The sequence below is a fragment of the Bacillus sp. H1a genome, assembly GCF_000633475.1.
Classification (GTDB): Bacteria; Bacillota; Bacilli; order Bacillales; family Bacillaceae_G; genus Bacillus_A; species Bacillus_A paramycoides.
In genome coordinates this window covers 119,640-145,812 of sequence record NZ_AYMH01000015.1, presented here as the reverse complement: position 1 = coordinate 145,812, position 26,173 = coordinate 119,640, and the positions used below count along the sequence as shown (strand labels likewise).

Below are 26,173 nucleotides of genomic sequence, written 5' to 3'. Positions count from 1 at the left end.
CACAAGAGCCACTCATCTTTCACATACATCTTGCCTGAATCGTATGAATACAAACCTGTTAATATTTTCATTAACGTTGATTTCCCGGCACCATTTCCTCCAACTAAAGCGTATACATCTCCGCGCTCTAATTGTAAATTGACTTCTTTTAATACGAGTTGATCTGAAAATGATTTACTCATCTTTGTAACTTGTAATAAGGGCACATTCTCCACATGATGTCACCTGCCTTTATACAGAACATTTTTTGAGAAAATGATTTTTTGTTCTACTTGTTTTGTAGCATTGTATATTCCTTTTTTCATATCTAGAACACTTTTTTCACTGGGCTAATTATCGTTTCAACTGGAATAAACAAAATATCGAACACATATGTTTAAGCATTGGTCATTTGTTGAAAGGGATGAAGAGAATGTCACAGCTGAACTTTAAAGAAAACTTATTAACAAAAGTAGCTTGGTACTATTATAAAGATCAACTAACACAACAGGAGATTGCTTCACTTCTTCACATTTCACGAAATAAGGTCGTTCGGTTGTTAGATAAAGCACGTACGGAAGGTGTCGTTACATTTCAAGTAAAAGGTACTGGTTTACACTGTTTAAGCATCGAACGTGATCTTATGAAAAAATTTCATTTAAAAGATGCTTTCGTTATTCCAACGCCAATTGAAGATTATACATCTTCACTCGGAAAAGCTGCTGCACAATATTTAGAAACTCATCTGCAACAAGGTGATTTACTCGGCATTGGCTGGGGAGAAACAATAAGTAAAATGCTAGAAAACATTCATTTTGAAACTTCTATGAATCTTTCAATCGTTACTCTTACTGGCGGTGTTAACCACTATATTCCGAGGAAGCAAAACTATTTGAACTACATGCAAGGGGAAATTCACATCATTCCTACCCCATTTCTAGCATCCACAAACGAAATGGCACAAAGTATTCTATCAGAGCCAAGCGTGAAAGATATGCTTCACGTCGCTTCACTCGCCCATACAGCGGTAGTTGGTATTGGAAGTTTATCTCAAGACGCCACTATTGTGAAAGAAGAAAAATTAACGCTACATGAAATGACGTATATACGTAGTCAGAACGGGGCCGGAGATATTTTAGGACAATTTTATAATACTGATGGAAAACAATTAGAACTTCCCCATCATAACCGTCTTATCGGCACACCACTCTCTGTTCTTCAAAATATGAAACATGTCGTTGGTGTGGCTGGCGGTACTGAAAAGCTAGATGCAATTTATGGCGCCTTAAAAGGAAAATTCATTCATACATTAATTACCGATGAACATACTGCCCTCTCCTTATTAAGAAAGGAAGGTGACTCTTAATGTCCTCTTTATTAGCTTTCGATGCTGGTACAGGAAGTATTCGAGCAGTCATTTTTGATTTACAAGGAAATCAGCTTGCAGTAAGTCAAAAAGAATGGGTTCATAAATCAGATAGTCGTTATCCCGGTTCTATGAATTTTGATGTAAAAGAAAATTGGAAGCTTGTTCAAGAATGTACGAAAGATGTTCTGCAAAAAAGTAATACGTCCCCCTCTTCTATTAAAGGTATAAGTGCAACGAGCATGCGAGAAGGATTTGTTTTATACGATAAAAACGGGCAAGAAATATGGGCTTGTGCAAATGTTGATGGCCGCGCATCAGCAGAAGTTAGTGAATTAAAACAAATTCGTTCCGAAATTGAAGAAGATTTATATAAAAAGTCAGGTCAAACTTTTTCATTAGGTGCTTTACCTCGCTTGCTTTGGATAAAAAAGCATGAGCCCGATGTATACAGAAAAATTCATAGCTTTACGATGTTAAACGATTGGATTTTATATAAATTGTGCGGAATCTTGCAAATTGATCCTTCCAATGGATGTACGTCCGGTATATTCGATTTACAAAATAGAGCGTGGGATAACTCGGTTGCTGAGCAATGTGGACTTACGCTAACCTTTTCACCAAAAGTTAATGAGGCTGGCTCAGTTATTGGGAATGTCACAAAACAAAGCGCTGGATTAACAGGATTATATGAAGGAACACCCGTCGTTGCTGGCGGCGGAGATGCACAAATGGCATCGCTCGGAACTGGCGTCGTGAAGCCAGAACAAACATTTATATGCGGGGGCAGTTTTTGGCAACAGGAAGTAAATATAACAAAACCAGAAACAGATCCAAATGCACTTGTTCGTGTAAATTGCCACGCTATTCCTAACCTATGGCAATACGAAACAATTGCTTTCTTCCCTGGTCTTGTTATGAGATGGTTTCGAGATGCTTTTTGCCAAGAAGAAAAAGGCCTCGCTGAAAAGCTAGGTGTAGATGCTTATGATTTACTAGAAGAACAAGCGAAAGAAGTACCTGCCGGCTCACACGGCATTATCCCTACTTTTTCAAATGTAATGAATTATATTTCTTGGCGTCACGCGGCACCATCTTTTTTAAATTTAAGCTTAGATGCTGATAAGTGCGGAAAGAAAGAAATGTTTCGCGCAATCGAGGAAAATGCGGCCTTCGTTACACTCGGCAATTTGAAATTAATAGAAGCTCTCACTAGTAAATTCCCTTCTGAAGTAATCTTTGCTGGCGGTGCTGCTAAAGGAAAGCTCTGGCCGCAAATTCTTTCAGACGTTCTTGGAATCCCAGTCAAAGTACCCGTTGTAAAAGAAGCAGCTGCTTTAGGTACGGCAATTGCTGCTGGCGTTGGCGCAGGCATTTATGAATCAATGGCCGAAACTGCCGAGCAATTTATACAGTGGGAAAAAACATATAAGCCAAACGCTGAAAATCATGAGCGTTACAAAGAGTTCTTTGAAACATGGAAAACAGTATATGAAAGTCAACTTTCTTTAGCCGATAAAGGTTTCACATCCCATATGTGGATTGCCCCTGGTGCGCTGTAACTCATTACATAAAGGAGTGATTTCTATGCTTAAAGTAAATGAAGACGATTTCACCTATCGCTTCGGTGATAACGGGCCGAAATATTTATTACAGGGTCCAAATATTGATCTCGGCCTAGTCATTATTCAGCCTGGGCAAGAGTTTCAAAATCATTATCATACAACGTGCGAAGAAGTCTTTTATGCGTTAGAAGGCGAAATAGATTTCTATGTAAATAACGAAAGAGTTCCGATAAAACAAGGTGATGTATTACAAGTTCGTCCTCATGAATCACACTATCTTATTAACCATTCTGACAAACCTTTTAAAGCTGTTTTTATTAAGTCACCACATTTACCAAATAAAGATACAATACAAACTGAAAATCCAACATTAACGAAGGAGTGATTTCTAATGACTTGGGGATTTAAAAATCGATTAAACACAATTTTACCTGACGGCAGAGCGGTTATGTTAGCGATAGATCACGGCTATTTTTTAGGACCAATTCACGGACTAGAACAGCCGTTAGAAACAGTTAAAAACTTGCTTCCTTATACGGATTCACTCTTTTTAACGAGAGGTGTACTCAGTTCCTGCATTCCTGAAGACTGCAACACACCGATGGTTATGCGTGTTTCAGGTGGAGCAACTGTTGTCGGCAAAGATTTAGCGAATGAAACAATTGTTACACCTGTGAAAGAGGCAGTAAAACAGAACGCAATTGGTGTCGGTGTTTCTGTCTTTGTTGGATCAGACTATGAAACACAAACTGTTTCAAATCTCGCAAACGTAGTCTCTGAAGCACACGATTACGGCCTGCCAGTACTCGGTATTACCGCCGTCGCGAAAGAACTACAAAAACGTGAAGCTCGCTTTCTAGCACTCGCTTCCCGCGTATGTGTTGAAATGGGTGCTGACATTATTAAAACGTATTATTGCGAAGGATTCGAAAAAATTACGAGTACCTGCCCTGCCCCAGTCGTCATTGCCGGTGGACCGAAACTCGATTCAATCGAAGACGCATTAAACATTACGTACAATGCGTTACAAGAAGGTGCAATTGGAGTAGACATGGGCCGAAACATATGGCAATCTGAACACCCAGCTGCGATGATACAAGCGATTCATGGCATTGTGAAAAATGGATTGAATGTGAAAGAAGCGCTGGAATTATATGATGATGTAAAAAATTAAAATAAAAATGACAGACTATGTATTACAGTAGTCTGTCATTTTTTGTTAAACTATTAGAAAAGGAGGAATGATTATGCACCGAATGTCTTTTGAACGCCCTACTGATCATTACGATGAACACTTATACTCTATTGATGAGTGACATTGAGTTTTGAAATTTTCTTACCATCTTTATAGTCGATGCAAGAAACTTCAATTAATAAGCCATTAAATATTGTAAAATAAAAACCATAACTACTACCTCTCATTGCATAAGGTGCCTTTTCTATTTCAATGCCACCAGCTACTAAACGATTATATGCTTGATCAACTTCGCTTGAAGTTTCCACCAAAAAGCCAATATGAAAAGCTTCAGGATATGTAACGTCATTCTTCCCTTTGAATGCTTTTGGATCACTTAATACAAGTATAAATCCACTCTCATCACTCATCACTACAAGGGCCTTTCCCTTTTGCTCCAAAAATTGAAAATCAAAAAATGTTTCAAAGAAATGTCTAGCTTCTGATAAATCATCAACACATAGATTCAAATGATTTAACCTCATTCACTCATCTCCTTTTAAACAGGGTTATACGAAAGTATATTGCCCCATATTCATAACACCTGAATGTTAAATGGGTTGTATTCAAGTGTTCACTTTTTAATAGTCTAATACGTTTTTCTATCGTCTAGAACGATTTTTAAAATGCAACATTTAGAATACAGTTAATGTGATTATATGAACAATTCGACACAGAATATTGATTTACCTATAAAGATTGATAATCGTAGTAATCTACTTATTCTTTATTCTACTTAATTCTTTGTGCAATTGGGTGATCATCTTTTAGTTGCAGCAGGTCCCATAAATTCCCGTATAAATCCTTAAATACTGCAACAATTCCATATGCTTGCTCTTTCGGTTCTCTCACAAATTCTATTCCTCTTGAAATCATTTCATTATAATCTCTCCAAAAATCGTCAGTATTTAAGAAAAGAAAAACTCTACCGCCTGATTGGTTACCAATAAAGGGCTCTTGCTCAGGTTTAGATGCCCTAGCTAGTAATATTGTGGTGCCGACTGAACCTGGAGGAGATACCACTACCCACCGTTTATTTTCTTCTGGCTGATAAATATCTTCGACTAATGTGAAATTTAGTTTCTTTGTATAAAACTCTATCGCCTCATCATAGTCTTTTACTACTAATGCAATATGAACTATCGATTGAACCATTATTACCACTCCTAATCTTCTCACTGATCGGATTATATTATAGCATTTCTATTTTTAACCTGTCTGTTAATTCTTCTTTCATCACATGCAAATCATTCTCTTTATTCAATGTTAATAACCATCTATCAATAAGTAGATAGATGGTTATATATTGGAAAGAATATAATTAAACAAATGTATTATTACGACTGTTGATAAGCCGATTTCGATGATTTTACATAATAAACTGCGTGATCGACGTTAATGATATGATCTGGTTTCGGTTTACCACGGTTCGCTCTATGTCCAGCTAAATGTTCTTCACTTGTTTCCCAATTTTTCCATGCTTCTTCCGATTCCCAGCGAATCATAACGACTACTTCTTCGTCTCCGCGTCTTACTTTTTTTACGAGAACGCTTAAGTCGATAAAGCCTTCAAATTTTTCAATAATTCCTTCTCCAGTGAAACGTTCTACAACTATATTAGAAGTACCTTCTTTTACTGTAAATGTCTTAGTTTCGATAAACATATATCCCACTCCCTTTTTGTAATACGAATACTAGTATTCTTTTATTATAATTGATTATGATAATTATTTTCAATTATAATGTTTTTAATTTTTGAATTATGCAGACTTCTCTTCGATCGACTCATCCAAAAATTTAAAATATGGAAGCAATATCCCTATTAAAGAAGTGATACATATAAGCGCACCTATGATATAGTATAGTGTTCTTATTCCCCACATCTCACTCAATATTCCCCCTAGAAACACACCTAATGGCATAGCCGATCGAATTAAAAATAACCGCACTGAAAATACTTTCCCTATCATATTATTCGGGACCGTTTGTTGGCATATCGTCGTGTTATGAACATTAAAAAATGAAATACATATACCGGCAATTACTTCAATTACAATCGCTATTAGAATACTATTGTTTAAACCTAGTGAAATGTAAGTGAGACCCCCTACGAATAATCCTCCAAGCATAAGTAGTCGACGACTTCTATACTTCACTTTCCCAACTAACATAGAACCAACTACATAGCCAAGCGGGAAACCTGCCATGAAGTAGCCGTACTCCGCATATCCTGCCGACAGTTCGTCTTTTATATAAGGAAGATTCGTAACCATCGTTACTCCTACTCCAAATTGAACGAATGCTAGAAATACCCCAAGCCAAACGATAACTGGTTTTGTGAAGAAGTATGTAAAGCCGTGAAGAAATTGCTCTAGCCACGTTTTTCGAAGTTCTTGCTTTACCATTTTTTCTTTTATGAAAAGTAACAATCCTCCACTAATGAATAGACAAACACAAACGAACAATATTGTTAATTTGATTCCAATGAATTTAATAACGATGCCACCTAATACCGGCGCCAAAAACATCATAAGACGAGTCATTCCATCTATATACGCATTTGCATTTTGAAGCTGCTCTTTACTTACTATGCTCGGTGTAATCGCTTGACTTGCAGGTGTATATAGCGGCGTAATGAACCCTACTATAATTTGAACAACGTAAACGTGCCATACTTCTATATTATTAGTAAAAAGCATTACTAAAGGCAGTAAGAAAACAGAGGCCCGCGTCCATTGCGAAAAAATCATAATCCACTTTCGGCTCCATTTATCAATAAATGGTCCACTTATAAGTTGCAGTATGAGAGACGGGATAAAATATAGTAACCACATGCTACTTAATGCTGTTTTCGACCCTGTTAGATCATAAACAAGAATCGAATTACATAACGTCCCGAAAGCCCCACCTAATTCTGAAATTGCACTGCCAATCCACATAAAAAAGAATGAACGATTTTTCAATACATTTTCCACTATAGTGCACCAACTTTTCTATATTAATTATTCCTCCTTTATGTACATTCTCTCGTTGTGTACTACCGATTCAAAAACATTTCCAATTCTTTCGCTAAAGACTGCACTGTTTTCTTTCTCAACACATATTTGCCGTCATGAATATCAACTAACTTCGCTGAACGTAAAAGTTTCAAATGATGATGTACTGTCGATTTTCCGAGTTTTAATCTTTCCGTTATATCTTGCAGCGTACGCTCTTGTTCAAATAGTAGTTTTACAATACGGAGCCTTGCCTCATCCCCAAGCGCCTTATGTTTATGTACTAAAAAATAGCTCGGCTCATATGGATCTTCCGGATGTATACTTTCATTTGCGACCGGATAATGAAACACTTTCGTATCTTTAATATCTGCTTCTATGTTCCACGGTCTGTATGTGATTTGCGGGATAAGAAGTACGTGATGCACACTTGGCTCTGGCATGTATATAACTCCACCTGTTGCCCACTCTACAAACTCTTCCGGTTTCATCTTTTTATTCATTTCATTTTTTGTTTCATAATCTCGCTCTAGTATAGAGAGTAGTTGCTCTTCTTCTTTTTTAATAATACTCTCATACCATCCTGTCATGACAGCGATTAAGTGCCCTTTTAATAATTGCATATCTGTATTACATATAAACTCAATATACGTAGAGAAAAATTGATGCTCCTGCGTTAGTTCCATTAATTCTTGTACCGCTGAAACTTCTCCGCTTGCTGCTAAACGTCTTTTTTCTTGATGCATTTCTCCTAAAAACGGTAAGCATACATACTTAAAATCTACTTCTGATAGCGAATTGATATTATGAATAAATTGAGATAAATCCGTAAAATCCCCATCATACAGTAACTGTAGCAACGCTTTCCACGTATTATGCTCCTCGACAAATTGTAAATGCTCTATCATTTCATGGGGTAAAGACTGTCTTATTTCTTCCCATTCACTTTGAGTCTTTTCGAGCGTGTCGATTAACCTCTTATGAGTAATTGCCGCAATGCCAAGTGCACATTCGAAAAGTATCGAATACTTCATTTGAACGTTGTACGTTTCCCTTTTTCTACTCGTTACGTGAAAGACTTCCATTTCATCCCCTCCTTATTTGCTATGTATTAAATTCTATATTTATCGAATTATACCTTCTATTTTTTTAGAATTTAAAACCTTTTAAATTTAGAGCTTTGATCATTCATTGAACGTTAAAAAACGCAGTTTAGTTGCAAACTGCGTTTTTTATATTGATTATAAATTTTTGAACGTAATTAAAATTAATTCACCACTTATCGATTCATCTGCGCGTTGTTTAATAGCCCAATTATTTCACTCAACATTTCCTCTGTAAAAGCACCTGCGCTAAAGTTCACTAACGCTCGTAACGGCATATAGTTCAGCATAGCCTCCATCATTTCAGAGGTATCACTATCCCCTTCAGCCATGCTACCAAATGGGCTGTCTTTTAATGCCTTTTCCATAAGCTCCTTTGCAATTGGTGCTAAAATTTGGTCCGCGAATATGTCCCCTAGTAAAGTATTTCGATGTACTGGTTTTCGAATTATTGTCGTTGATTGAACATATAGGCTATCATGTAAAACAATCTCTTTTGAAGACTTTCCTACTAAAATTTCGAATTCACCTGTTTCAACATGCCAGTCCTTCAATTCAACATTATAATAAGCAAATGATCTTTTATTTAAAGTAAAACTAACCGTTTTTTCTTCTCCCGGCTGCAATGCTACTTTTTCAAATCCTTTTAATTCTTTTTCAGGACGAATCATAGTGCTTTCAACATCTTTTATATAAAGCTGAACAATTTCTTTCCCTGCCGTACTACCAGTATTTTTCACGTTTACACGAACAGAAACAGTATCCGTATCCTTTATTTCTTTCTTATCTATTGAAAGATTACTATACTCAAAGTTTGTATAGCTTAACCCAAAACCAAATGGGAATAATGGTTCAATATTTTTCGTATCGTAATAACGGTATCCGACAAACACACCTTCTTTGTATTCTACTTTATCGCCTTCACCAGGGAAGTTTAAGTAAGAAGGATTATCGCTTAAAACTTTCGGGAATGTTTCCGCTAATTTCCCGCTTGGATTCGCATCACCAAATAATATATCAGCAATCGCTCCACCTAATGCTTGCCCACCTAAATAGCCTTCAAGTATTCCTTTTACTTTACCTATCCATGGCATTTCAATTGGCGCACCGTTACTTAATACTACAACGATATTACTTTGCACTTCAGCAATAGCCTCAATTAATTGCACGTGATTTTCTGGCATTTGTAAATGCTTTCGATCAAAGCCTTCTGACTCATAACGATCTGGTAGTCCAACGAAAAGAACAGCTGTATTTGCGCTCTCTGCTATTTTCTTTGCCTCATTAATCATGTTTTCATCTACATCATCGCTAGCAATATCATAACCTTGGGCAAATAATATATTCGTTTTTTCACCTGATACAGTTTCAATTTCTTCAAGAATACTTTCAAGCTTTGTTGGATTAATATGAGAGCTTCCGCCGCCTTGATAACGTGGTTGCTTTGCAAATCCTCCAATTACCGCTACCGTCCCCTCTTTTTTTAGCGGAAGGATGGAATCTTCATTTTGTAACATAACCATACTTTCACTTGCAACTTCTCTTGCAAGCTGATGATGCTCGTCCTTACTATACACAGCGTTTTCTAATTGGTTATCATATGCTTTAAAAATAATGTTAAGAAGACGCTCTACTGCTTGATCAAGCTTTTCTACTGATAGCTCATCACAGTTAACTGCAGCAACAATCTTCTTCTCACCAATTCCAAAGCTTGAAGGCATTTCTAACTCCAAACCGTTAGCTAAACCTTCAACACGCTCATTTACTGCACCCCAATCAGAAACGACAAAGCCTTCAAAACCCCATTCATCTTTTAAAATATCATTTAGCAAATAATTATTTTCCGAAGCGTATTCACCATTTATCTTGTTATAAGCACTCATTACTGTCCAAGGTTGTGCTTCCTTAATAACATCTTCAAAGCTAGCAAGATAGATTTCACGCAATGTTCTTTCATCAACAATTGCATCTACAGACATTCTGCGGTGCTCCTGATTATTAGCAGCGAAATGTTTTAATGACGTTCCAATCCCTTGACTTTGTACGCCTTTAACATGGGTTGCAGCTATTTGTGATGATAAATACGGGTCCTCTGAAAAATACTCAAAGTTTCTTCCGCATAGTGGCGAACGTTTTATGTTTGCACCTGGTCCAAGGAGAACCCCTACATTTTCAGCCTGACATTCTTCTCCTAATGCAACTCCTACTTGTTTTATTAATTCTTTATTCCATGTACTTGCTAATCCTACTGCTGATGGGAAACAAGTCGATGGAATACTGTTATAAATTCCTAAGTGATCTGCTCCCTCTGCTTGTTTTCTAAGGCCATGCGGTCCGTCAGTTACCATAATTGAAGGAATCCCTAATCGCTCAATCCCTTTTGTATTCCAAAAGTCTAATCCAGAACATAGACTTGCCTTCTCTTCTAATGTCATTTGTGAAATGATTTTCTTAATATCCCTTTTCATGATAGATAGACCTCCTAAAAAATAATTAAGTAAACGCTTTCTTATTGCTATTATAGTTATTATTTTTTAGATATTATGGTATATTCTTTAGAATACTTGTAAAAATTTTAGTTGATTATATATATGGTTACTATACAGAGGAAAAATGACCTGCACTCGCTTTCGCCCTTATTTTAAAATCCTTGCTTAAGATAGGATTTTATGTTGCTTTTAACTTGTACACATATTGGCTGATTTTTAAAGAATAGAGGCTAAAACAATGAATTGCTCCAAACTAGAAGATTTATATTATATTTGTAAGCTAGTCTTTGACATACATAAAACACCTATCTTTTTTATTGATTACAAAGGAAATTTGGCATTTGAAATCTCTCCAAATTTTCAGCATAACCCTTTGTATCCTTCAACAGAGGAGTTACTTAATCAACTATTTAGGGAACATCCGCCCTATACTTTTCCGGTACTAGAAGAGACTTCTTTTCTTGAAAATTTCTTCTCAATTAACTTACGTTTGAACGATCAACTTAGTGGGAACATCATCGTTGGACCAGTCCTTTATTCCAGACTATCAGAAGCCTCAATTAAAGGTCTCATAAATGATCTTCATCTAAAAATAAACAAGGAGGAAATGGTTCAATATTATCAATCTCTCCCCGTTTTAAGCAATTTGAAATTTTTAAATGTAAGCATGATTCTTTATTACATGCTGTATCAACAAAAATTAGACATTGCTGATATTCTGCAAAAAAATATACTGGTAAAAAAGGCGGAATTTGAAATTGAACAGCCCGATATACATATATCAGAGCAACGTCAAAGTACATTAACTCATATCGATCCACTGGCTGAAAGGAAAATATTTGAGTGTATTAAACAGGGGAAAAAGGATGATTTAATTAAAAATCTAAGGAGACTACCTGAATCAGGAGATCTTGGGGTGTTGTCAAAAACAAGTCACTTACGAAGCCAGAAGAATTCTGCCATCGCCGCAATTACACTTGCGACGAGAGCTGCTATAGATGGTGGACTATTTCCTGAAATCGCATATACTCTCAGTGATTTATTTATTCAAAAACTTGAAGAAATAAAAAAAACTGAAGCCATTTCCCCATTTTTGGAGAATGCTTTACTTGAATTCTCAGAACGAGTTAAAAATGGGACGATGCAAAAACATTCAAAACCTATAAATGTATGTCAAAATTATATATTTACTCATCTTTACGAAGAAATCACCCTATCCCATCTAGCAGAAATAGTCGCATTGAACCCTAGTTATCTATCTTCCCTTTTCAAAAAAGAAATTGGAATTTCACTAGGCGAATATATACAGCGTGCTAAGATTGATGAGTCAAAAAGTTTAATGACCTATACGAGACATTCTATATCCGAAATTTCTACACTATTAAATTTCCATGATCAGAGCCATTTTACAAAGGTCTTTAAAAAACATACTGGTGTTTCACCTAAACAATTTAAAAATGGATGTTTTTAATGTTTATCATACTACCAAGAGCAGTCTTCCCTCGTTCGACCAATAGATTTATTTAGTTGCTTTACATTATTAATAAAAATCCCCTCGACTCATGTTGAGGGGATTTTACTAATAATGTAATATACGTTTTTTCTGTTTCCTTTAGCTCTCAATACACGAATTGTGAGCTAAAGGAAACCAAATGGTGTAATTATTTTTCTAACTTCCTCTTATATCTCCTAATGTATGAATAACTTTATTTTCGTCCAGAAAATTCAATTTATGAGTTGTTTGTCATTCCATATATAAGCCCTGAAATATATGGAATTAACCAAATGAACCACACAATTACACTTAATGTGTGAAACTTTGCAATCATTTTTATATCCTTCTTCTTCAAAACTACAGTGGCCCACACAGCATGAAATAACATAAGTAAAATTGCTGATAAACCCGTTATCCCATGAAAGCTGAATAGAGAACCTTCTGAAGCCATTTTCTCCATTAATGTAGTACCAATCGTATCGCATGCTAATCCAACCCAAAATATAAACACATGCCAAGGTTTTAGCGTCTTTTGAATTTTTTCACTCCAGACCCCAATTGAATAAAAAATAAGTGCTGCCGTAATAAATGTAATAGCTGATGCTAGCACATCAATCACCCCTTTACAAAATTTCTCTTCCTATTACAAGTTTTATATTACCTAAGGATTATGAACAGAGTATGAATGGAGCATTTTCCTTCCAAATAAATATAGGATTCTCATTCGTATTTTAAGGGGTACCCCTACACATTCATCAACTTAAGGTATATTTTCATACAGAACGCTGTCTTTTCACGCAGTATTTTATTATCGTTTTTATATGTTATAAAAGTAGGCATATCAAATGCATTTGGGACATATGATACCTACAGACAATCCAACACCTCTAAAGATACCTCACCCAGTTCTTGTTGTTACAAGATGAGCAGCATGTAATCAATTAAAATAATTTAACCACCCACATTAGCAACAAAACATCAAGAAAAGGCATTCCAAATATGGAACGCCTTCTTTTATTTTATAAAATCATCAACTTAAATTTATTTTTCAAATATACTCCTCAACAATCTGAAATATTCTAATTAACATAATCGATTACTTTTATATTGCTCATTTAACTACAAAATTTCGTTAGTTTCTTAACGCTTTTCTGACTTTTCTTGCGAAAATTAGTGGATCATCAACGTCTTCGATATTAACGTAAATCAAATTTGGATCATCACATAGCCATTCATTGTGTATAGACGAAACTAATATTCCTTGTTTAATAATTGTAGCAACAAATTCATTGACTTCCTTTTGCAAGAGTGCTACCCGGCCTAGACATAATGCCCGTCCAGTTTTACTATCTCTTGATTCGAATGAGAAAGAAGTTGTTACTCTAAAACGTTTTCCCAAGATTGTTGCTTGTATTTCATCCCGATTTATTGTTGCCACGCATTTCCCACCGGCGAATCCTTTTTGGCCGCCGATAATTCTCGCAAACTGTTGACAAATTGATTCATCATTAATCGTCATATCTTCAATCATCCCCTTTTACTGTTAGATTATGAATGAATACATCGGTCTGAAACAGTAATGAATCTATTCGATTACAAAAAAGATAATAGTAAACTAACGAAATCTGTTGGCCCAATTATTCTTGATCATATAAATTGCTACCAGAGTTTAAAAGATGAATATAATATTCATTCTTATTTTACATAACACCACTTTTCAGCAGTCAATGAACCTAAAAAAAGTCCCTTCAGAAACAGCCTGAACGGACTTTTCATTCACAAAATTTAGTCTTATGAGATATGGTATATCTTTTCTTCCTTGCAATCTCCCTTCAGAATTCCAATCTGTTTCACCATGTCTTACTAAACATATAACGGTCATATGTAATCACCTCCTAATTAATCCATCTTATCATCTATAAATTTATTAAATTCAGAGGTAAAAGCACCCCTTCGTTTAGAGAGAGGCGTGATTTGTTATTAAATACTACTGACGAAATTGTTTGTATCGTTGTACTATCATGTATAGCATTCGCTTAGCTATCACGAAAAAAATAAGACCTGCTACAAAGTCAAATGCAAATTTCCAATCTGTATGTTTTTGATTCATACTCATGGCTATAAACATAACGAGTAAACCAAAAACAAATCCCCATTCAAACTGATATTTCAAACCAGATCTCTCCCTCGTTCTTTTTGCTAGGAACCCTACTCTCACAAGAGAACCTTCTTTTTTGTTCTATGGATCTATGCACTTTTTTATACATTCCTATCCTGGCGCGGTTTTAGAGTTCTCATTTATTACTGGATTAGCCGAATAATTGTATAAAATCTTGCATGCTCTTAGCGTGGTTCTTTCCGAAATGCTAGCGTTATCCCATCTTTGTTTGCAATTTTAATTCCTAGTAGTACGAAAGCAAAGAAGTCCAGCAATTCACCACTGGACTCCTTCTTTATTTTCTAACAAAAACTTCCTTATCAAAGCGAACAAATTTACTCTGTACTTTCATGCCAGCAGTTTCGTATACGCGAGGTGCGCCTGTAATATTCTCAGAATCTACATTTAGATGAACTTTTGAAATCCCATCTTGGTACAATTGACCAAATGCATGATGTAATAATGCTAATCCTAATCCTTGTTTACGCTTAGAACACTTTACACCTAAGTGAGTAATTTCAGCTTTATTGTCAGTACCCTTTTTACTAAAGATAAAGCCAACTACTTCTTCCTCAAGCATTGCTAGTAACCATAATGTAGGATGAAAACCATCTCTTTCGGTACGTTGCAAAAACTCTTCTAGCGTAGAAGGTTGCGAATTCCAGTGGTCAGCAAAGGCTTCATTAAAAGTTTGATGCAATCTCTCATCATCCACACCTGGTATGTAATGTCGTATAGTAATACCTTTTGGCCATAGTGGTAATGGTACATTTGCTTTCAATTCAATCCCCATCCCCCACCAAATACGGGTAGGAATAAAAGCAGCTTCTTCTAATACCTTTTCCTCATAGTAATTATTTGCTTGTGTTATAATCGTACCATTCAAGCAAGATGAATAGCCCACAAGCTCCGTAGCACGTCCCTCAAGCTTTGACCATATTAAATGTTCAATGCCTTGATTGATATAATTAGGATTTATTATTACGGCGGATGGAAACTGTCTTTCATTCCCTGTAAGAATTCCATATCCGATTATTTTTTCTTCTTCATTTATAACAACATAAGAGCTTTTACTAACATCAATACCTTTCCATGAGTTAGCAATATCCTCTGCGGTTGTATCAATTTCATCGTAAATAGCTTGATCATAAGTCGTACATAGTTTTAAAATTTGTTGTAAATCTTCTTGTATAGTTGCTCTAACAAATAGACCATTTACTAAATTCCGCATAGGTTCTGTCTCCTTTTTCTGAAAAGTACAAAAATGAGAATATTATCATTATAAACCTAGATATTATTGTTTTTAAAGAGAAATTTCTATTTTGATAAAAAAACGCCCTTACATGTAATTCTGTAAGAGCGTCTTTATACTTACTTATTTTCAAATCTCATTTTTTCGTAGTAATTTCCCATCTCTTAGCGTCAATATACGGTCACATACATCAAGCATTTTTTCATCGTGTGTAATCATAATTGCTGCTTTTTTATTTTTCTTTACTTCATGCTTCATCATTTCAACAACTTCTCTAGCACGTTTTGAGTCTAAACTAGCAGTAGGCTCATCGGCTAAAATTAAATCTGGATCATTCATAAAAGCACGAGCAATGGCTACACGTTGTTTTTCACCACCAGAAAGTTGTCTAGGATAATGGTTAATTCGATGTGTTAATCCAAATGTCTCTAGTAATTCAGTGGCAAATGTGTCGGCTTCAGCTTTATTTTCGCCTTTTAATTTTGCGATATATAGAAGCTGTTCTTTAACTGTTAAGAATGGCACAAGGTTTGCAAACTGAAATATAAATCCGATTCGTTTCAAACGAACATCCGTCATTTCTTTTTCCGATAAACTAGTTATATCTTGACCAGATACATAAATATTACCTTTAGAAGGAGATAAAAGTGCTCCCGCAATGGAAAGTAATGTACTTTTACCTGATCCAGATGGCCCAACAATACCAATGAATTCTCCTTCCTTTACATCTAGTGTGATGGGATGTAAAGCTGTCACTTCCGTATCGCCTTCCCCATACACTTTACTGACTTTATCTAGTTTTAATAATGATGCTGGTGTCTCCCACTTTAAATCTGTCACCATTACATCCCACCTCCGATAGCTTCTAATGCATCTACTTTCAACACTTGATATAGAGAAATCAATGTCCCTAATACGCTAATTACGATAAAGATAATAGAATACTGCACCATCATTGTCGTTGTTAGTAAGAACGGCATACTTTCAGGGAACACAGTTTGTACCGCGAGTGTTAAACCAATACCTACTATTAATGCAACAACAGTTAAGAATACAGCTTGTACTACTAAGCTACTAGCTAAATAAGAGTTTTTCGTCCCGATCGCTTTTAATACACCTAATTGTTGCGTTTTTTGTAAAGTAATAACATAGAAGAATACACCAATTAACAACGCTGTAATCACAAGTAAAAATGCAATAATCATTGTTAAAGTTCCTTGCTCTTCTTTATATCCAGGAATACTTTGTAATACTTCTTTTTTATCAACCACTTTTGCATTATTAATTTCTTTATCAGTATTTAAAGCAATAACGTTGTACTCTTTTTGATGTGGAAGTGCAATGCTTTCCCATACTTTCTCATTCATATAGGCAACTGGGGCATGACTAAACATTTCATTTTCTGTAAATCCAACTACTTTAAATGCCTTTTTGGATATAGGATCTACAATTTTATCATTTAATGCTAGCCCTTTATTTTTCGCTGATTGATCAATAATAATTTCATTGTCTGCTAAGTCACTTGATTTTCCTTCAATAACCTTTGGAGTAATAAATGAATCTTGTTTATTTGTAAAGATGGCAATGTCAACCTTCTTCGAACTTCCCTCTTTCTCAAATGTAGACATTGCAATATGCATTGGAACCGCTTCTTTTTCACTAACTTGTGCTAATACATTATCTACATCTTCTTTCTTGATTTGAGACCGTAGTAATTTCCCTTCGGCATCTTCAGATACTACAAATTTCTCTGCTTTCATTTCAAGAATGGAAGAAGCATTCGCATTGGATAATCCATTCGCTAACCCCGATATGATAAGTACAAGAAATGATAATAAAATCATGATTGTACCAATTAATCCGTACCTTAATTTCGACTGTTTTAATTCTTTAAGAGCTAAAAACATTCCTTATTTCCTCCTTATTTTGTGCTTTGACTATACACTTATCATAAATAAGGAATATGAACAGATTATGAATGGAATATTACAAAAGACAATTTTAAATCGAAACTTCAACTTTTATAAGTACAAAGCCTTAATTATATATACGAAAAGAGACTTGTTCTAAAGAAATATTTTAGTTATTAATCAGCTAACTCCATTCCTTCTCTATTTTTTGGAAGATAAATAGTGAAGGTTGTACCAATCCCTATCTCGCTCTCCACTGTTATTGCACCCTCATGAAGTTCAATGATTTCTTTTACAATGGATAACCCTAACCCGCTACCTTTAATATTTCTATTTCTAGCTGAATCTACTTTATAAAATCGATCAAAGATTCTTTTTATCTCTTCCTCAGGAATGCCACATCCTCTATCAGTAATAGCAATACGCCACTCTAATTCATTTTCTTCAGCTTCAAACGAAATACTTTCCCCGCTTTCTGTAAATTTGATACTGTTAGTAAATACATTCGTCCACACTTGATGAAGTAGATTTTTATCCCCATAAATTTCGATATGAGGAATATCCGTTTCAATTGCAAGATCTTTTTCTTGCCATTCCCACTCAAACATAAATATAATACTTCTTATTTGTTTTCCTAGATTGAAAAATTCTTTACGTAAAGTTAGTTCTTCTTGATCAAGTGATGCTAGTGTTAATAGTTGTTTACACATTTTAGACATACGTTTACTTTCTGATTCAATGATACTCAAGTAACGATGTTTTTCTAATTCAGTTAAATCCTCTGTTTTTACTGTTTTAGAAAATCCTTGAATAGATGACAAAGGTGATTGAAATTCATGTGATACATTCGAAACGAATTCTTGGCGCATTTGTTCTGAGTTTTGCAGCCTTTTTGCCATCTTACGAAAGTTCTTTGCAAGCACCCCAATTTCATCTTTTCGGTATTCTGGTAATACTAAATCATACTTACCACTCGCGATTTCTTGTGTCGCTTGTGTAAATTTTTGAATCGGACGAACAACGAAACGAGTAGCTATCGCTATACAGGTTAAGCTAATTAATACAATTAGCCCTAACAATACCGCGTAAAAAATTCGCAACTCTCCAAATTGCTGTTGAATATCCGGGCGAATAAATAGAGCAAATTGCTGTCCATTGGTATGAATAGGGATTCCAATACTGTTTGCTACTGTATTATCAAAAAAGCCAGTGGAAAACAATCGATTAGGATAGTTCTCAATCCCGTTATATACATTACCATTTAGTACATTATCAATGGCCTCGTCACTAATATTAATTTTTTTAAAGCCCTCTCCATATCGTTTTCCTTGTTTCTTTTCATCTACCATATAGATTGCAAAACCAAGATTGGAAATAGATTGTAGATATGTCTCTTTATTTAGTTCACTGTCTTCCTCATATAAATGTTCTATATATAGGGCGTAATTTAGAATTTTTTCACTGTTATATGGTTTTAAATACACATGGTAAAATATATTTGTAAGTAGAAATGCCACTATACTACTAACCACCATAATAACGGCTGATATAATGACAAATCTCCCATACAATGATTTCATTTTATTTCAACTCCTCTTTGGTGAATTTTTTATTCAGTAAATACTTCTGATTTATTCTTACTACATATGGACAGCATCTTTCCTATTGTGAGTAGTAAATTAGAATAATTTTTACTCTCTAACGATTATGATGAAAAGTATCACAGGGAATTGTAGCTATATAGAAGGTATAATGGAACCAAAAAAATTCATTGTATAAACAATGAATTTCTCCTTGCACTATTTTTACAATAACTAATAATTATGAACGAAAGATGAACATACAATTACAAATTCTTTTAATGTAATATATTGAGTACATTTATTAAATTCTTTTTAATAGTAACGATCTAGTAGTATAATTACACATCAAGCTAAAACATTTTTCATACAAAAAAAGCCTATTTCCTTTTTCTGAAGGATAATCGGCTTTTTACTGTTATATTATACAGGGAGTTTTTATTAACTACTCTATAAAACAATCCGCTTCTCAGTTTCTGAATCGAAATAATGAACTTTGTCCATGTTTAAACCGAGTTCTATATTTGATTGACTTTGTACATCTATAGAAGTGTCCACACGTGCAACAAAGGATTGGCCATTCATATTAGAATAAAGATATGTTTCTGCCCCCATTAATTCTGCTACATCAATGGATACCGTTACTTTTGCGTTATATGGTAAAGATACGATTGCTTTTCCATAATAAAAATCTTCTGGGCGTATCCCTATTATGATTTCTTTATTCGTATAGCCCTTGTTTCGCAAACTCTTCATCTTCTCTTCTGGCACTTCAATTTTCCACTTATCAATCATAACTGCATTTTCTGTTAATACTCCTTTGAAAAAATTCATTCCAGGAGAGCCAATAAATCCTCCGACAAATACATTCTCTGGATTTTCGTACACTTCTTTTGGTGTACCGACTTGTTGTACAATGCCATCCTTTAGTACAACAAGGCGAGTTGCCATCGTCATAGCTTCTATTTGATCATGTGTAACATACACAGTAGTTGTTTGCAACTTTTGGTGTAACTTTGTAATTTCAGCACGCATTTGAACACGTAGCTTCGCATCTAAGTTTGATAAAGGCTCGTCCATTAAGAATACTTTTGCATTTCGAACAATCGCTCGGCCTAAGGCAACACGCTGACGCTGTCCACCTGAAAGTGCTTTTGGCTTCCGATTTAAATATTCCTCCAGCCCAAGAATTTTTGCTGCATGTTGCACACGTTGGTCAATTTCTTCTTTACTATATTTTCGTAGTTTTAATCCAAATGCCATGTTTTCATAAACACTCATATGCGGATAAAGCGCATAGTTTTGAAATACCATTGCAATATCTCTATCTTTCGGTGTAATATCATTTACACGCTTTCCATCAATATAAAAGTCACCCTCTGAAATCTCCTCAAGTCCTGCAATCATGCGTAATGTTGTAGATTTCCCACAACCTGAAGGGCCAACCAAAACGATAAATTCTCCATCATTTACTTCTAGGTTAAAATCTTTTACGATTGTCACATCATGATCATATTTTTTGTAAATGTTTTTGAATGATAGTTGAGCCATAATATCCTCCTAGAATTTGATCTATTTTTATAGATGTTGTTAAAAATACTCATGACATGTATTATAAAATTTTCGAAATATCCTTCATACTGTTTAAAATATAATCCGCTTTCCCTTCTAAATCTTCCTTCCGGCTCGCACCCGATAAGACGCCCACTACTTTAATATTACTATTTCTCGCAAATGTTACGTCTGTTAATGTGTCACCTACCATAAGTACGTCTTCTTCAGTTAGTGAAAATTGTTCTTTAAACATATGATAAAAGTCACTTTCAGGTTTTGTTCTATTCACACCATCATCTGCACCTAAAAAATCTACATAATCATATAACTCTGTCATTTTCAAAGAATGTATAGCTGCATCAACATCGTCTGCCGTTACAACCCCAATAATATATTCATTGTCTTTTAAATATCGTAACGTTTCCTTTGCACCTTCCACTTCTGTAAATACTAAGTCATCTGCAGTAGAGTATTTTTTGAATAAAAGACATACATCATGAATAAACTTCTCTTCATTCACATGTTGATTTTCTAACAACGAATACCATGCAGCCGCAATAAAGTAATTTGTGCGACAAGCTAGTAAACTCGTACTCTCAAAATCGTTATCATTCATACCAATAATCGTTAAGTAGTCATCTCGTTTACTTTTTTCATTTGGATACGTTTGAAATATATCATCTAACACACGATGCACAATTTTGTACCAAACTGAATCTAATTGTATTAATGTCCCATCTTTATCAAAAATAATTGCTTTATTCACCTTTTATTCCCCCTAAAACTTCATTCCATGTTTTCACATTTTTATACTGAACTTTATTATGAACAGGATTAATAAACGCTACTAATTCGTCTTCTTCCCATCCCTCAACTCTAGCATACGCCCCTTCATTTAATGAGAATTCAAAGGTTACGTCGCTACCATATTCTTTTTCAATCATTTGTCCATTTATAAGTAGTCTCCATTCACACGGTTTATCTGTACGAATGTTGTACATAATATTTCCTTTAGCCTCATCACCAACATAAATCGTTTCACCTTCGTTTTGAATATCTATCGCTAGTTTTCTAAATCGAGAGAAATAAATTTTTCCGTTTTTAATCGCCTCTTTTAAGTTTTGAATAGATAAACCGTTACATAATACATATGTTCCAGGATCACCGTAAATCGATGGGTCTTTTGATCCTGGGAATGTTTTAGACGGATGTAAATGAGAATCACTTCCTCCTATCCCCCAGATTTTAAGACCATTTGACCACATTTGATCGAAACAACGCAAAGCTTCTAAAGTAGACGACTTACTCTTTTTATACGTTGGATCACACATAATTTCCATCGTATGAACATTTTCTAAATTAATATTCACTTGGTTCGCCCAAGGCTTCATAAATGGATGGTTCACACTCATTAAGTAGCCTTTTTCTTTCATGAATGAAAATAGTGCATTCATTTTTTCAGCGCTATACGATTCGTCTACATACTCTGTAAAATCCACGTATTCCTTCATACCGAATATGTTGTAATGACCGTAAGGAGTTGTAAGTTCCATAGACGGTATAATTAATGTGTTTCCTTTTTCATAAGATGGCATAACAATATTGTGCTCCGTCGCATATAAAAAATCTAATTCTTGTTTTTCACATACTTTCATTCCAAGTTCATCATCTATCTCACCATCTGTTAAATCCGTATGTTCATGAAAATCCCCTTTGTACCAGCGATGTTCTTCATTTACTACCTTATTAAAACGATCTTCATCGATAAAAACATTTCCCTTGCAAAAATGCTCTCTATTAAACTCTCGTTCCAAATGATCGTTCACTACTATATTTACTGTATAGTCAACTTTTTCTCCGGTAAACTTTACTACTTTCTTTGCACAATGTGGTATATACACGACTTCTAATTCCCAATTACCTGACTGTATTTCTCCTCCAATACAACCAGCGGAACAAAACTTTGAATCTTTCGAAACGACTAGTTTTTCATTTACAATTGGAGTTTGATATTGTATACGTACATAACCGTTAGGATCTCTCAAGATTAGTAAAAGAGGAATTTTCCGGCTATCCCCTTGACCAATTGTTAATGTAAAGTTTGTAATATCCGTTTCATTCATTTGGAAACTATGTTTATTTTTTACGAATGGAGAAAGTGTTATCGTGCTTTTCATTTCAGTCATAGTTCTCACACCTTTTTTATATTTTTATAAAAGAATGTTAGAGGCACTTCTTTCGTTCAAAAACACCTCACGTTAGTCATACAAAACAGGTTTATTTCTTCTTTTTCAGAACTTTATCTAACTCTTCTTGCGCAACTTTAGCTGCTTCATCTAATGCTTTTTTTGCTGGAACTCCTTCAATCTCTACTTTATCTTTAGCTACATTTAAGGCATCATTAATTTTCCCGCCCGTTGGATCTACAAATGGTCCCACTCCGTAATTGTTAGCTTGTTCTAACGGAACTAATGCTTGTGGTTGTTTTTTAACAAATTCAGCATATGGACCATACTCTGTTACATTGTTACGAACAGGGATATAGCCAGTTGCCATTGACCATTCAGCCGTTTTCTCAGTACTTGTCGCAAATTTCATAAAGTCATATGCACCTTTTGCTACTTCTGGGTCAATATTTCTCGTTAATGTGAATAAATATGTTTCTAATTTTGGTGCCGGTTTATTATTACCCCAAGCTGGTTGTGGTAATGCTTCAAATGTGTTTAGGCGTTCTTCTTCAGTCATTCCTTTACCTAATGATTTAAAAACAAATCCTTGGTCACCAGATGATCCTGTAAACCCTAGCGTTCTACCTTCTACTAAATCAATTACTGTTTTATCCCAATATTCCCATCCAGTACCGCCTGAATGTATTTTCATAATTTTATCTTCATGAAGCCATGTACGGAAATTCTCCCATACCGTAACCCAAGTATCATCGTTAATTAATACTTTTTTACCATCTTCACTTAATACATTGCCGCCAGCGCTGCGGACCGCATCAATTAAGTTTGACGTCCCCCACATTGGCATCCAGCCAGCATACGTAACATTTCCATTTTCACCACGTTTCGCGACTGTTTTTGCTACCTTTTCTACACCTTCCCAAGTCTTTAAATCATCTTTTGTAAAGCCATTCTCCGCTAACGCTTTTTTATTGTAATAAAAGATTTGTGTTGTACCGTAAAACGGAATCCCATATAATTTCCCGTCAATCGTTGCTTGCTCCATAAAACCTTTTCCGTAATCTTCTTTTTTGAAATTATTATCATTTTTAACATATTCATCTATAGGCACAATTAACTGTTTTTTAACATACTCCTGAATGACGTCTGAACCTAGTAATGCGATTGCTTCTTGGTTATTCGCTGCAAATCCACTTTGTAGCTTTTGATAAGACTCATCGTAGTTGCCCGCTTTCGTCGTTTTCACTACATATTTGTCCTGACTTTTATTGTATTCTTCCACGATTTTGTCTACACGATCTGCAAGAGAACCACCTACTCCATTAATAAATGGAACAACAACCTTCTCGCCTTCTTTACTCGCTTTAACAGTACTTCCTTTTCCGCCTGAACAACCCGCAAGTGCACTAACAAACAATGTTAAAACTGTTAGAAGCATGAATATTTTTTTCATCCCACATATCTCCTTTACTATTTAATTACCCCTTTATTCCTGAATCTGTAACACCAGATAAGAACCATTTTTGTAGAATTAAAAATACGAGTAAGAGCGGCACCGTTGCGATTGTACTTGCAACCATAATGTGTGACCAATCTCGTCCTAAAGAACTATTAATGAAATAATCAGCAATTCCATTCGTAATTAACTTTTGTGTATTATCTTTCAAAATAAGAGCTGGCCAAATGTAATTATTATAATTACCAATAAATGTGACCAGCCCTAGTGTTACAAATGATGATCGTGTCATTGGAAAAATAATCTTCCAAAGAATAAGCCAATCACTTGCACCATCAATTTTGGCTGCTTCTACTATTTCAAAACCAACTTTATGGAATGATTGTTTTAAATAGAAAATACCGAATACGCTAACAGCCATAGAAATCATGTATCCAAAATGTGAATTAAGTAGACCAAACTTCCCTAACATTACATATACAGGAACATACGATACAGCTCCAGGGATCATATAGGTTGCCATCACAACACTAAACGTAATATTTTTACCTTTAAACTTGTAAAATGCCAACATATAAGCAAAAAGCGCTGACGAAACAAGTACATATATAGTAATAAGGAAAGAAGTATAGAAACTATTAAATAAATACGTGTTAAATGGAAGTATATCTAATACTTGACGATAATTTTCCCAATGAAATTCCTTAGGCCAAAAGCCTCCTTGTAATACTTCACTGGATGTTTTAAACGAACCAAGTACCATCCATATGAACGGAAAAATAAATAGGATACTTGATAACGCTAGAAAGAGATGCTTTACGATTAATGGACCTTTTTTCATATTATTCATCTTAATAATTCACCCACTTATCACCTATTATTTTGTTTATAACAGATAGTAGAATTGTAATGATTAGGATGATAAATGCGATTGCTGTTGCAGATCCCATATCAAACTGTTCAAACCCTTGTTGGAAGAATAAATATAGTAACGTACGCGTCGAACCACTAGGTCCACCTTGCGTTAAAATTTTAATTTGGTCGTAAGCTTGCACCGCAGAAATTGTATTGACAACAACTAAGAAGAAAGTTGTTGATGAAACCATTGGTAGTGTTACATATCGAAATTTCTGCCACGAATTCGCTCCATCAATACTAGCTGCTTCATATAAACTATCCGGAACTTTTTCTAATGCACCGATATAAAAAATCATTGTCCATCCAACTAATTTCCAAACTGTCACAATAATGACTGCTAACATCGCTGTTTTACTACTTTGAAGCCAGTCCAAACCTGGTATCCCGAAAAAGTTTAGAACTTTATTAATAACTCCAAATTGAGGTTCATATAAGAGTGACCACACAATGGATACAGCTATCGTTGGCGTTACCCAAGGTGAAAAAATCATTAATTGGTACAATGCGGAACCTTTAAATTTTTTTCGGAAGAATAATGCGAATCCTAAACCTAATGCAATTGTCGGAATGACTGTTCCAATTCCGAAATAAAACGTATTTAACAATGCTTGCATAAAAGAATCTTGTGTAAACAAATTGAAATAGTTTTCTAATCCAACAAAGTTAAAATCATTCGTCATAAAATCCCAATCAGTAAAACTAATACCTAAACTAATGAAATTCGGAATAATCCAAAACAATATTAGAGGTATTCCAACTGGTATTAAAAAGAACACAGCTTTTGATAGTTTTATTTGCATTCTTGCCACCTCCTAATTCATATTGTACGAGTACATTATTAACACAATGTTGTTAATTTGTTAACTAATTGTAAAAACAACATATAAACAAAATAAAACAACATATAAACAAATAAGACTATTTCTCAACTT

At 34.8% G+C, this 26,173-nt stretch carries 25 protein-coding genes and 1 pseudogene; 5 read left to right on the top strand and 21 right to left on the bottom strand.

Annotation, left to right across the window (positions count from 1 at the left end):
• The coding region (locus U860_RS0106955; RefSeq protein ID WP_025147930.1) for an ATP-binding cassette domain-containing protein at positions 1–215 on the bottom strand (215 nt) is incomplete at its 3' end.
• A gap of 197 nt (positions 216–412) precedes the next feature.
• Between U860_RS0106955 and U860_RS0106950 the strand changes: the two genes are divergently transcribed.
• From U860_RS0106950 to lsrF, 4 genes are read left to right on the top strand one after another with little or no spacing between them, the layout of a single operon-like run.
• The gene (locus tag U860_RS0106950) at positions 413–1,345 is read left to right on the top strand and encodes a sugar-binding transcriptional regulator (RefSeq protein WP_025147929.1); all 933 of its coding nucleotides are present in this window, start codon (positions 413–415) and stop codon (positions 1,343–1,345) included.
• Entirely contained in the window at positions 1,345–2,907 is a 1,563-nt protein-coding gene (lsrK, locus tag U860_RS0106945; protein ID WP_025147928.1) for an autoinducer-2 kinase, read from the top strand. The genes U860_RS0106950 and lsrK overlap by 1 nt, the downstream gene beginning before the upstream one ends.
• A gap of 25 nt (positions 2,908–2,932) precedes the next feature.
• The gene (locus U860_RS0106940; protein ID WP_025147927.1) at positions 2,933–3,295 is read left to right on the top strand and encodes a cupin domain-containing protein; all 363 of its coding nucleotides are present in this window, start codon (positions 2,933–2,935) and stop codon (positions 3,293–3,295) included.
• Between the two features lie 6 nt (positions 3,296–3,301).
• A complete protein-coding gene (lsrF, locus tag U860_RS0106935) occupies positions 3,302–4,084 on the top strand; it encodes a 3-hydroxy-5-phosphonooxypentane-2,4-dione thiolase (protein ID WP_025147926.1) in 783 nt (260 codons plus the stop codon).
• Between the two features lie 128 nt (positions 4,085–4,212).
• Here lsrF and U860_RS0106930 read toward each other — a convergent pair whose 3' ends face one another.
• The 6 genes from U860_RS0106930 to U860_RS0106905 form a co-directional block, all read right to left on the bottom strand.
• Positions 4,213–4,629 carry a VOC family protein gene (locus U860_RS0106930; RefSeq protein WP_025147925.1) on the bottom strand — a complete coding sequence of 139 codons (417 nt, stop codon included), beginning with the start codon at positions 4,627–4,629 and terminating at the stop codon, positions 4,213–4,215.
• 247 nt (positions 4,630–4,876) lie between these two features.
• Positions 4,877–5,299: a VOC family protein gene (locus U860_RS0106925; RefSeq protein WP_025147924.1), complete on the bottom strand. Its 423-nt coding sequence runs from the start codon at positions 5,297–5,299 to the stop codon at positions 4,877–4,879.
• 182 nt (positions 5,300–5,481) lie between these two features.
• Positions 5,482–5,808 (bottom strand): heme-degrading monooxygenase HmoA, encoded by a 327-nt coding sequence (gene hmoA, locus U860_RS0106920; protein WP_025147923.1) that lies wholly within the window; start codon positions 5,806–5,808, stop codon positions 5,482–5,484.
• Between the two features lie 96 nt (positions 5,809–5,904).
• Complete coding sequence (locus U860_RS0106915) at positions 5,905–7,119, bottom strand: MFS transporter (RefSeq protein ID WP_025147922.1); 1,215 nt, start codon at positions 7,117–7,119, stop codon at positions 5,905–5,907.
• 62 nt (positions 7,120–7,181) lie between these two features.
• Positions 7,182–8,225, bottom strand: a complete 1,044-nt coding sequence (locus tag U860_RS0106910; RefSeq protein ID WP_025147921.1) for a metalloregulator ArsR/SmtB family transcription factor — start codon at positions 8,223–8,225, stop codon at positions 7,182–7,184.
• A 194-nt stretch (positions 8,226–8,419) separates the two neighbouring features.
• Positions 8,420–10,711, bottom strand: a complete 2,292-nt coding sequence (locus tag U860_RS0106905) for a glycoside hydrolase family 3 C-terminal domain-containing protein (protein ID WP_025147920.1) — start codon at positions 10,709–10,711, stop codon at positions 8,420–8,422.
• A 259-nt stretch (positions 10,712–10,970) separates the two neighbouring features.
• Between U860_RS0106905 and U860_RS0106900 the strand changes: the two genes are divergently transcribed.
• Positions 10,971–12,203: a helix-turn-helix domain-containing protein gene (locus tag U860_RS0106900; RefSeq protein ID WP_025147919.1), complete on the top strand. Its 1,233-nt coding sequence runs from the start codon at positions 10,971–10,973 to the stop codon at positions 12,201–12,203.
• A 259-nt stretch (positions 12,204–12,462) separates the two neighbouring features.
• Here the strand turns inward: U860_RS0106900 and U860_RS0106895 are convergent, their stop codons facing one another.
• The 14 genes and pseudogenes from U860_RS0106895 to U860_RS0106830 all read right to left on the bottom strand — a co-directional run bounded on the left by U860_RS0106895 (position 12,463) and on the right by U860_RS0106830 (position 26,041).
• Entirely contained in the window at positions 12,463–12,837 is a 375-nt protein-coding gene (locus U860_RS0106895; protein ID WP_002172466.1) for an HsmA family protein, read from the bottom strand.
• A gap of 522 nt (positions 12,838–13,359) precedes the next feature.
• Positions 13,360–13,758: a DUF1259 domain-containing protein gene (locus U860_RS0106890; RefSeq protein WP_081806633.1), complete on the bottom strand. Its 399-nt coding sequence runs from the start codon at positions 13,756–13,758 to the stop codon at positions 13,360–13,362.
• A 270-nt stretch (positions 13,759–14,028) separates the two neighbouring features.
• Positions 14,029–14,109, bottom strand: a pseudogene (locus tag U860_RS32905) (histidine phosphatase family protein); the annotation flags it as partial.
• Between the two features lie 105 nt (positions 14,110–14,214).
• Complete coding sequence (locus U860_RS0106880) at positions 14,215–14,400, bottom strand: hypothetical protein (protein WP_115610291.1); 186 nt, start codon at positions 14,398–14,400, stop codon at positions 14,215–14,217.
• A 280-nt stretch (positions 14,401–14,680) separates the two neighbouring features.
• Positions 14,681–15,616 carry a GNAT family N-acetyltransferase gene (locus U860_RS0106875; RefSeq protein ID WP_025147916.1) on the bottom strand — a complete coding sequence of 312 codons (936 nt, stop codon included), beginning with the start codon at positions 15,614–15,616 and terminating at the stop codon, positions 14,681–14,683.
• Positions 15,617–15,766: 150 nt separating this feature from the next.
• Positions 15,767–16,480 carry an ABC transporter ATP-binding protein gene (locus U860_RS0106870; protein WP_025147915.1) on the bottom strand — a complete coding sequence of 238 codons (714 nt, stop codon included), beginning with the start codon at positions 16,478–16,480 and terminating at the stop codon, positions 15,767–15,769.
• Positions 16,480–17,544, bottom strand: a complete 1,065-nt coding sequence (locus tag U860_RS0106865) for an ABC transporter permease (protein ID WP_025147914.1) — start codon at positions 17,542–17,544, stop codon at positions 16,480–16,482. Before U860_RS0106865 ends, U860_RS0106870 begins: the two co-directional genes overlap by 1 nt.
• A 179-nt stretch (positions 17,545–17,723) precedes the next feature.
• On the bottom strand, positions 17,724–19,127 hold the full coding sequence (locus U860_RS0106860) for a HAMP domain-containing sensor histidine kinase (protein WP_025147913.1): 1,404 nt from the start codon (positions 19,125–19,127) through the stop codon (positions 17,724–17,726).
• Between the two features lie 450 nt (positions 19,128–19,577).
• Entirely contained in the window at positions 19,578–20,678 is a 1,101-nt protein-coding gene (gene ugpC / locus U860_RS0106855) for a sn-glycerol-3-phosphate ABC transporter ATP-binding protein UgpC (RefSeq protein ID WP_025147912.1), read from the bottom strand.
• Positions 20,679–20,739: 61 nt separating this feature from the next.
• Complete coding sequence (locus U860_RS0106850; RefSeq protein WP_025147911.1) at positions 20,740–21,447, bottom strand: HAD family hydrolase; 708 nt, start codon at positions 21,445–21,447, stop codon at positions 20,740–20,742.
• Positions 21,440–22,867 (bottom strand): CehA/McbA family metallohydrolase, encoded by a 1,428-nt coding sequence (locus U860_RS0106845; protein WP_025147910.1) that lies wholly within the window; start codon positions 22,865–22,867, stop codon positions 21,440–21,442. Before U860_RS0106845 ends, U860_RS0106850 begins: the two co-directional genes overlap by 8 nt.
• A 91-nt stretch (positions 22,868–22,958) precedes the next feature.
• Positions 22,959–24,320 carry an extracellular solute-binding protein gene (locus tag U860_RS0106840; protein ID WP_025147909.1) on the bottom strand — a complete coding sequence of 454 codons (1,362 nt, stop codon included), beginning with the start codon at positions 24,318–24,320 and terminating at the stop codon, positions 22,959–22,961.
• Between the two features lie 25 nt (positions 24,321–24,345).
• Positions 24,346–25,164: a carbohydrate ABC transporter permease gene (locus U860_RS0106835; RefSeq protein ID WP_025147908.1), complete on the bottom strand. Its 819-nt coding sequence runs from the start codon at positions 25,162–25,164 to the stop codon at positions 24,346–24,348.
• 10 nt (positions 25,165–25,174) lie between these two features.
• Positions 25,175–26,041: a sugar ABC transporter permease gene (locus U860_RS0106830; protein WP_025147907.1), complete on the bottom strand. Its 867-nt coding sequence runs from the start codon at positions 26,039–26,041 to the stop codon at positions 25,175–25,177.
• Positions 26,042–26,173 lie beyond the last annotated feature (132 nt).

Coding starts and splice junctions, on each gene's coding strand:
- U860_RS0106950 (WP_025147929.1), top strand. CDS start 413: ATGTCACAGCTGAACTTTAAAGAAAACTTATTAACAAAAGTAGCTTGG.
- lsrK (WP_025147928.1), top strand. CDS start 1,345: ATGTCCTCTTTATTAGCTTTCGATGCTGGTACAGGAAGTATTCGAGCA.
- U860_RS0106940 (WP_025147927.1), top strand. CDS start 2,933: ATGCTTAAAGTAAATGAAGACGATTTCACCTATCGCTTCGGTGATAAC.
- lsrF (WP_025147926.1), top strand. CDS start 3,302: ATGACTTGGGGATTTAAAAATCGATTAAACACAATTTTACCTGACGGC.
- U860_RS0106930 (WP_025147925.1), bottom strand. CDS start 4,629: ATGAGGTTAAATCATTTGAATCTATGTGTTGATGATTTATCAGAAGCT.
- U860_RS0106925 (WP_025147924.1), bottom strand. CDS start 5,299: ATGGTTCAATCGATAGTTCATATTGCATTAGTAGTAAAAGACTATGAT.
- hmoA (WP_025147923.1), bottom strand. CDS start 5,808: ATGTTTATCGAAACTAAGACATTTACAGTAAAAGAAGGTACTTCTAAT.
- U860_RS0106910 (WP_025147921.1), bottom strand. CDS start 8,225: ATGGAAGTCTTTCACGTAACGAGTAGAAAAAGGGAAACGTACAACGTT.
- U860_RS0106905 (WP_025147920.1), bottom strand. CDS start 10,711: ATGAAAAGGGATATTAAGAAAATCATTTCACAAATGACATTAGAAGAG.
- U860_RS0106900 (WP_025147919.1), top strand. CDS start 10,971: ATGAATTGCTCCAAACTAGAAGATTTATATTATATTTGTAAGCTAGTC.
- U860_RS0106890 (WP_081806633.1), bottom strand. CDS start 13,758: ATGATTGAAGATATGACGATTAATGATGAATCAATTTGTCAACAGTTT.
- U860_RS0106875 (WP_025147916.1), bottom strand. CDS start 15,616: ATGCGGAATTTAGTAAATGGTCTATTTGTTAGAGCAACTATACAAGAA.
- U860_RS0106870 (WP_025147915.1), bottom strand. CDS start 16,480: ATGGTGACAGATTTAAAGTGGGAGACACCAGCATCATTATTAAAACTA.
- U860_RS0106865 (WP_025147914.1), bottom strand. CDS start 17,544: ATGTTTTTAGCTCTTAAAGAATTAAAACAGTCGAAATTAAGGTACGGA.
- U860_RS0106860 (WP_025147913.1), bottom strand. CDS start 19,127: ATGAAATCATTGTATGGGAGATTTGTCATTATATCAGCCGTTATTATG.
- ugpC (WP_025147912.1), bottom strand. CDS start 20,678: ATGGCTCAACTATCATTCAAAAACATTTACAAAAAATATGATCATGAT.
- U860_RS0106845 (WP_025147910.1), bottom strand. CDS start 22,867: ATGACTGAAATGAAAAGCACGATAACACTTTCTCCATTCGTAAAAAAT.
- U860_RS0106840 (WP_025147909.1), bottom strand. CDS start 24,320: ATGAAAAAAATATTCATGCTTCTAACAGTTTTAACATTGTTTGTTAGT.
- U860_RS0106835 (WP_025147908.1), bottom strand. CDS start 25,164: ATGAAAAAAGGTCCATTAATCGTAAAGCATCTCTTTCTAGCGTTATCA.
- U860_RS0106830 (WP_025147907.1), bottom strand. CDS start 26,041: ATGCAAATAAAACTATCAAAAGCTGTGTTCTTTTTAATACCAGTTGGA.